This is a genomic window from Alteromonas sp. BMJM2 (assembly GCF_027257845.1).
Classification (GTDB): Bacteria; Pseudomonadota; Gammaproteobacteria; order Enterobacterales; family Alteromonadaceae; genus Alteromonas.
On record NZ_JAPVOT010000030.1, the window covers coordinates 22,355 to 29,024 of the forward strand.

4 protein-coding genes and 3 tRNA genes are annotated in these 6,670 nt (G+C 45.4%); 5 read left to right on the forward strand and 2 right to left on the reverse strand.

The window, feature by feature from the left end; all coding sequences use genetic code 11:
• Positions 1-3 precede the first annotated feature (3 nt).
• Both asd and rsgA read right to left on the reverse strand, forming a co-directional pair.
• A complete protein-coding gene (gene asd / locus O9X84_RS18595; RefSeq protein WP_269521167.1) occupies positions 4-882 on the reverse strand; it encodes an archaetidylserine decarboxylase in 879 nt (292 codons plus the stop codon).
• 142 nt (positions 883-1,024) lie between these two features.
• A complete protein-coding gene (rsgA, locus tag O9X84_RS18600) occupies positions 1,025-2,068 on the reverse strand; it encodes a small ribosomal subunit biogenesis GTPase RsgA (RefSeq protein WP_269521168.1) in 1,044 nt (347 codons plus the stop codon).
• An 86-nt stretch (positions 2,069-2,154) separates the two neighbouring features.
• Here rsgA and orn point away from each other — a divergent pair, with 86 nt between their 5' ends.
• From orn to O9X84_RS18625, 5 genes are all read left to right on the forward strand, one after another.
• On the forward strand, positions 2,155-2,700 hold the full coding sequence (gene orn / locus O9X84_RS18605; RefSeq protein ID WP_032095449.1) for an oligoribonuclease: 546 nt from the start codon (positions 2,155-2,157) through the stop codon (positions 2,698-2,700).
• A gap of 100 nt (positions 2,701-2,800) precedes the next feature.
• Positions 2,801-2,876: transfer RNA gene (locus tag O9X84_RS18610), tRNA-Gly, on the forward strand.
• Positions 2,877-3,165: 289 nt separating this feature from the next.
• Positions 3,166-3,241 (forward strand) — tRNA-Gly (locus O9X84_RS18615).
• A 66-nt stretch (positions 3,242-3,307) separates the two neighbouring features.
• Positions 3,308-3,399, forward strand: a tRNA-Gly gene (locus tag O9X84_RS18620).
• 759 nt (positions 3,400-4,158) lie between these two features.
• On the forward strand, positions 4,159-6,597 hold the full coding sequence (locus O9X84_RS18625) for a TonB-dependent receptor domain-containing protein (protein WP_269521169.1): 2,439 nt from the start codon (positions 4,159-4,161) through the stop codon (positions 6,595-6,597).
• Positions 6,598-6,670 lie beyond the last annotated feature (73 nt).

The following is a 6,670-nucleotide window of genomic DNA, read 5'->3' on the forward strand; positions in this document are numbered from 1 at the left end:
ACATTAAGCGTCAGTGTTATTGGCACTGTGCTTTGCTGCCATTGGTTCACCGAGGCGAGTCACCATACCCGGTGCAAGTTCTTCGAAATCTATAGTGTCTTTTTCGAAACACACCACAATAGTAGAGCCCAGTTTGAAGCGGCCTAATTCGGCACCTTTTTCTAACTTAACGGCAGCTTCACTGTCTTGCTCGTAAGTCCAGTGCTGCACATTTTGCCCTGCTGGTGGTGTAACCGTGCCCGCCCACACTGTCTCAATACTGGCAACAATGGTGGCACCAACAAGTACCATTGCCATTTTGCCTACAGGCGTATCAAAAATAGCGACGACCCGCTCGTTGCGAGCGAATAATCCAGGTATGTTTTCTGCGGTTAACGGATTAACTGAGAATAGATCGCCTGGAACATAAATCATATCCGTAAGGGTGCCTTCAACAGGCATATGAATACGGTGGTAGTCTCGTGGAGCTAGATAAATAGTGGCAAACTTACCGTTCTTGTAGGGCGCGGCAATATCAGGCTTGCCACCAAGTAGCGTGGTTAAGCTAAAATCGTGTCCTTTTGCCTGAAAAATACTGTCGCTTTCTATATCGCCAAACTGGCTCACGGTTCCATCTACCGCATGGATAAGCACATCGTCGTTGTCGTCGATGGTGCGAGCCTCAGGTTTCAAAGGACGCGTGAAAAAAGCATTAAAGCTTCGATAATGAGAAGGGTCTTCGTGCAAGGCTTCAGACATATCCACATTGTATTGCTTAATGAAAAGCTTGATTAACGATGTGGTTAGGCTACCCATTTCTGCTTCAGCAAGCTTTCCTACTAAGCGTGAAATGAGGTGCTTTGGGGTTACGTATTGTAAATTAACTTTAAGCCAATCTAACACTAAAAATTCTCCATTTTTCTAACAAGGCCCTTTCAACGGGTGGGATTGTACCTTATGTTACGCAACGACAAACTACTTAAAGATTATGGGTGCTTCCAAGTCGATATAAGCACGCGACTAAAGGTTTTGACGCTAGGGCGTTTTAAGCCCCCGGAGGCTGACTGTGACTCGGTCGATTTTCTTCCATCGAGACTAAAATTCGATGATAACTTTCAAAGCGTTCTTTGCTTATTTCGTTCTCTTCAACCGCTTTTCTAATTAAACACCCAGGGTCGTTTAAGTGCTTACAGTCTCTAAACTTACATCCGCCTAGATAATCTCTAAATTCAATAAAACCCCAGGTGATACGCTCGCTGGGAATATGCCAAAGTCCAAACTCTCTCACTCCAGGAGAGTCTATTAAGTCTCCTCCCGCAGGAAGGTGTAGCAATTTTGCTGTTGTGGTGGTGTGCTGACCTAACCCAGAGTTATTTGAAATCTCGCCAGTGAGTTCATCAGCGTCAGGCAACACTTGATTAATGAGGCTTGACTTACCCACCCCAGACTGTCCAACAAATACGCTTATACTATGATTTAAATAGTCGTTAAGTGCTTCGATGCCTTCGCCCGTTTCGCAGCTGGTGTAAAGCACTTCGTAACCCAGTTTTTCATAGGTAGTAAGCTGATCTGCCACTGCAGCGCGTTCTTCGTCGCTCAATAACTCAACTTTGTTAATCACTAACAGGGGAGTAATGCCAATGTCTTCGCAGGCAACAAGGTAACGGTCAATTATATTGGTAGAAAGCGAGGGCAGAATAGCACTCACTACTATGATTCTATCTATGTTCGCTGCGATAGGTTTTACGCCGTCATAAAAGTCGGGACGGGTAAGTACAGAGTGTCTGTCTTTGACAATTTCAATCACACCATTTACACCGGTGTCGGTAGTATCGCCTTTGCTAAAGAATACTTTGTCTCCGCATACTACGGACTCCACCGTACGGCGAATGTGACAACGTGAAATAGTGCCGCTAGTGTCCTCTACATCGGCATGCTTGCCAAAGCGACCCACGACGGTGCCGCTTAGTAGGGCGCTCTCATCCGGTGTTGAGGATGATGAGTTCGCGTGTTTTTCTTGTAAGCGTTTGCTGCGGTTACTTGCAACTTGACGCTTTTGTCTTTGAGTAAGTTTTGGTTTTTTCGCCACGATTATTTTCTAGTTTCACGTATACTAATACAATAATAACGTTTGTAGGGCATGGTTGCCATGTCTGTAACGCATAGAGGAATGATATGAGTAAAGATAACAGTAACCTTGTTTGGATAGACATGGAAATGACAGGGTTAGATCCCGAAACGTGTGTGGTCATGGAGATTGCTACCATTGTGACTGACGCACAGTTAAACATCCTCGCCGAAGGACCTGTTATTGCCGTTCACCAAAGTGATAGCGTGTTAGATACCATGGACGAGTGGTGCACGCGGGTGCATGGCGAAAGCGGCTTAACAAAGCGCTGTCGAGAAAGTACGGTGAGCGAGAGCGAAGCTGCTGAGCAAACTATCGCGTTTTTGCAACAGTGGGTTGATGCTGGTAAATCGCCACTATGCGGAAACACCATAGGGCAAGACAGACGCTTTATGGTGAAATATATGCCAGAACTCGAAGACTACTTTCACTACCGCAGTATTGATGTCAGTACAATTAAAGAGCTAACTCGTCGTTGGAAGCCTGAAATATTATCTGGTTTTGACAAAAAAGGCGTACACCTTGCACTCGACGATATTCGCGAGTCTATCGAAGAGATGCGCTATTACAGAGAGAAAGTGTTTACGATTTAAGCACTCAAGGGCAAAGGTACTAAAAAAGTAGAATAAAAGGTTGCGTTACCCCAAAATTTTTGTAAAATGCGCACCACTTCAAACGAAGTGCCTTTTTGTTGCGGGAATAGCTCAGTTGGTAGAGCACGACCTTGCCAAGGTCGGGGTCGCGAGTTCGAATCTCGTTTCCCGCTCCAAATTTAAATCTAACTAACAGTTCAAACGTCAGTTAGTGAGTGCGAAAAGCGCGACCCCTTGTGGGCCCGCGACCGAGTGTCGGCCAGTTGGCGAATCTCGTTTCCCGCTCCAAATTCAAATCTAACTAACAGTTCAAACGTCAGTTAGTGAGTGCGAAAAGCGCGACCCTTTGTGGGCCCGCGACCGAGTGTCGGCCAGTTGGCGAATCTCGTTTCCCGCTCCAAATTCAAATCTAATGTCTAATCAACAACATTAGTGTTCAAAAAGATGCATCAGCATCGACTCTATGCGGGAATAGCTCAGTTGGTAGAGCACGACCTTGCCAAGGTCGGGGTCGCGAGTTCGAATCTCGTTTCCCGCTCCAAATTCAAATCTAATGTCTAATCGACAACAGTAGTGTTCAAAAAAGATGCATCAGCATCGACTCTATGCGGGAATAGCTCAGTTGGTAGAGCACGACCTTGCCAAGGTCGGGGTCGCGACCGAGTGTCGGCCAGATAGCGAATCTCGTTTCCCGCTCCAAATTCAAATCTAACTAACGGATTAAAACGTCAGTTAGTGAGTGCGAAAAGCACGACCCCTTGTGTGCCCGCGACCGGGTGTCGGCCAGTTAGCAAATCTCGTTTCCCGCTCCAATTTTTTATACTCCAAATTATTGCGAGACTTTTGCATTCGATTCTATGCGACCCCTGTGGGCCCGCGACCGATCGTCGGCCATTGTTTCGCAACGAGTTCAAATCTGTTTCCCGCACCAGCCTGTTTACTTCATTTTCATAAATTAACGATTAGTGTATTCATACTAAGTGCATCATTATGCATCGTGACTTGCCTTTTATTGGTGCGCTAAAAATACGGTGTTCGCTATTCTTCGCGTTTTTTCTGCACTCCATCTATACTTGATGCCGATTTAAAATAGCTTAAACTCACTTAATTGCACAAAAATAGTGCGGTCGATGGTTCTCTTTGTTGATTATTTGCATATTAAATAGATTTTTATAAATAAGTATGCATAATTCCCAGCCTTTATGGGCTGTCGAAGTACAAAAGTGAACATATACTGGGCACAGTGCTTGCTAAATCATAAATGTTAAAAGTTTATAAATATATATTTCTGGGTAAAACCAGAAAAAAATACCAGACAAAAAATACCAAAAAAATAGTACCCCACGTGAGCACCTTAATGTTGCTCATTGTAGAGGTACGCATAATCAGTCTTATTGCCGGTAGCTATCACTAAGAATAGCGGCTTAAACAGACAAGAAAATATTCGGAGAAACACACATGGCTTTTGATTCATCAAAGCGCAATAACATTTCTGTACTAGCATTTGCCGTATCGTCGGCATTGGCCGTAAGTGCAGGAGCAGTTCAGGCTCAGGAAGAGGCTGAAGTTAAAGAACGGGAAGTCGAAAAAGTAGTGGTAACCGGTTCTCGTGTTGCGCAAGATTCATCATTAAGTGCCGCAAGTCCAGTCCTTGCAATTAACGCGGGCGACATTAAAACCTCAGGTCAAATCGACCTTGGTGCCATGTTGCGTGAGTCTCCACAGCTACAGGCTTCACTTCCTGGCTCATTTTCAGCGTTCAGCGGTACGCCACTAGGTGCAAGTTTATTAGACTTACGTAACCTAGGTAGTGAAAGAACCCTAGTCATGGAAAATGGTCGCCGCCACGTTTCTGGTATTGAAGGAACAGGCTCAGTTGACGTTAATGCTCTTTCTACTGCACTGCTTCGCAATGTAGAGGTATTAACCGGTGGTGCGTCAGCGGTATATGGCGCCGATGCGGTTACCGGTGTTGTTAACTTCAATATGCGTGACGGCGCATCGTTTGATGGCTTAGAAGTTCGTACGCAAACCGGTGTTACTGATGATGGCGATGCCAATGAATTCTTCTTGTCATTAGCAAACGGCTTTACCAGCGATCGCGGTGATATTGTTTTTGCCGTTGAGTATCAAGAAACCAGTCCTGTATTTGCTCGCGACAGAGATTTTGCTGGTTCAGGTTTATTTTCTCAAGTCGCTAACTCAGCGGCTACTCAGGAAGCTTTTGGTGTAGATGCGCGCTTTGATAATACATGGGTGCCTAATTATCGCCTGCCTATTTCTAGTAACCGCGGTGTAATCTCACTCACTGGCAGTGCATTTGTTGACGTACTTGATTCCGGCGGTGCTGCAGGTTGTGCCACTATCGGCTCGCAAATGATCCCAACCTGCCAGGTAATTGGTGAAGACGGTAATTTACGTGCTTATAACCCAGGTGATGTCTATGTGGGTGCCTTTGACGCAAGCGGCGGTGACGGCGTTCCAGCTTCCCCTGATAGCGAATTAATTCTGCCTGAATCTAAGCGTTTGTTAGTTCAAGCGGTGTCTAACTATGAAGTAAATGATTTTATCAACTTCTTTGTTGATGCTAAGTTTGTTTCAAGTGAAACCAAAGAAACCAACCAAGTAAACGGCTTTAACGATGATATTCCAATCTCGTTAGACAACCCGTTTGTACCTAGTGCGCTACTTGCTCAAATCAACCAGCTTAATGGCGAGGGAGAAAGCGTAAGTTTGGTAATGTCTCGCGACGTTCTAGATTTCAATGCAACCTCAAACCCTGAAGCCGAGCGCAAAACGTTCCGTATAGTCACTGGCTTCGACGGTTACATCCCCAATACCGAATTAGAATACGAAGTATTTTATAACTACGGTCGAACGGATGCTGATATTACATCCAGAGTTCGTTTAGAAGACCGCTACTTCGCAGCTATTGATGCGGTAACAGACCCAACAACTGGTGAAGCCGTGTGTCGTTCAGATTTAGACGGTTCTGCTCTGCCACCAACGTCACCATTCCCTGCGGTTAATGGCAACTTTGGTTTTAATACTTTCCAACCTGGCGACGGCTCGTGTGTTCCCGTTAACTTGTTTGGAAAAGATTCAGTAAGCGCCGAGGCTGCGGCTTTTATATTCCAGCCGGCGACGTCGCAAAACGAAATTGAACAAGAGAATTTTCTTGCTGTAATTTCAGGTAACTCGTCTGATTTATTTGAATTACCAGCCGGTCCAGTATCGTTTGCGTTGGGTTACGAATGGCGTCGTGAAACAAGTAATTTTACACCAGACCCTTATTCAGCATCTGGCCTGACATTTGGCACACTAGATTCACGCAGTGGACCAACGAACGCATCAAATGGTCAATACGATGTATCGGAATACTTTGTAGAAGCCACTATTCCGCTATTAGAGGGAATGGATTTCGCCGAGCGTCTTGAGCTTCGTACTGCATACCGTAGTTCAGACTACGACCCATACGGTACTCATGATGCGTGGACAGTGGGTTCAGTATGGTCTCCTGTAGAAACCTTCAGTGTGCGTACTACTTACTCTGAAGCGGTACGTGTTCCAAACATAAACGAAGCATTTGCGCCAACGTTTGCTGCAACATTGGGTGCAGGCGACGACCCATGCAACCAAAACTTTATCGAAGCAGGTTCAGAGTTCCGTGAAGCAAACTGTATTGCATTAATCGGCGATAGCGTCGCCGACGGCTCATATGATTCAACTAACTTTTTATCGGCCTTCGTCGCTGGAACCACTGGTGGTAATCCAGACCTAGAACCAGAAGAAGCGGAAACCATTACGATAGGTACAGTGTGGATGCCCGCTGGTGAGTTGGACGGTTTGATAATCATTGAGCCTCCTCCCTATCAGCATAAACTAAGTTTATCCTAATAGGCGACCAAACCAAGGGAGAAAACTCAATGAACTTTTATACTAATACACATCCGTACTATTGTGGAATCGA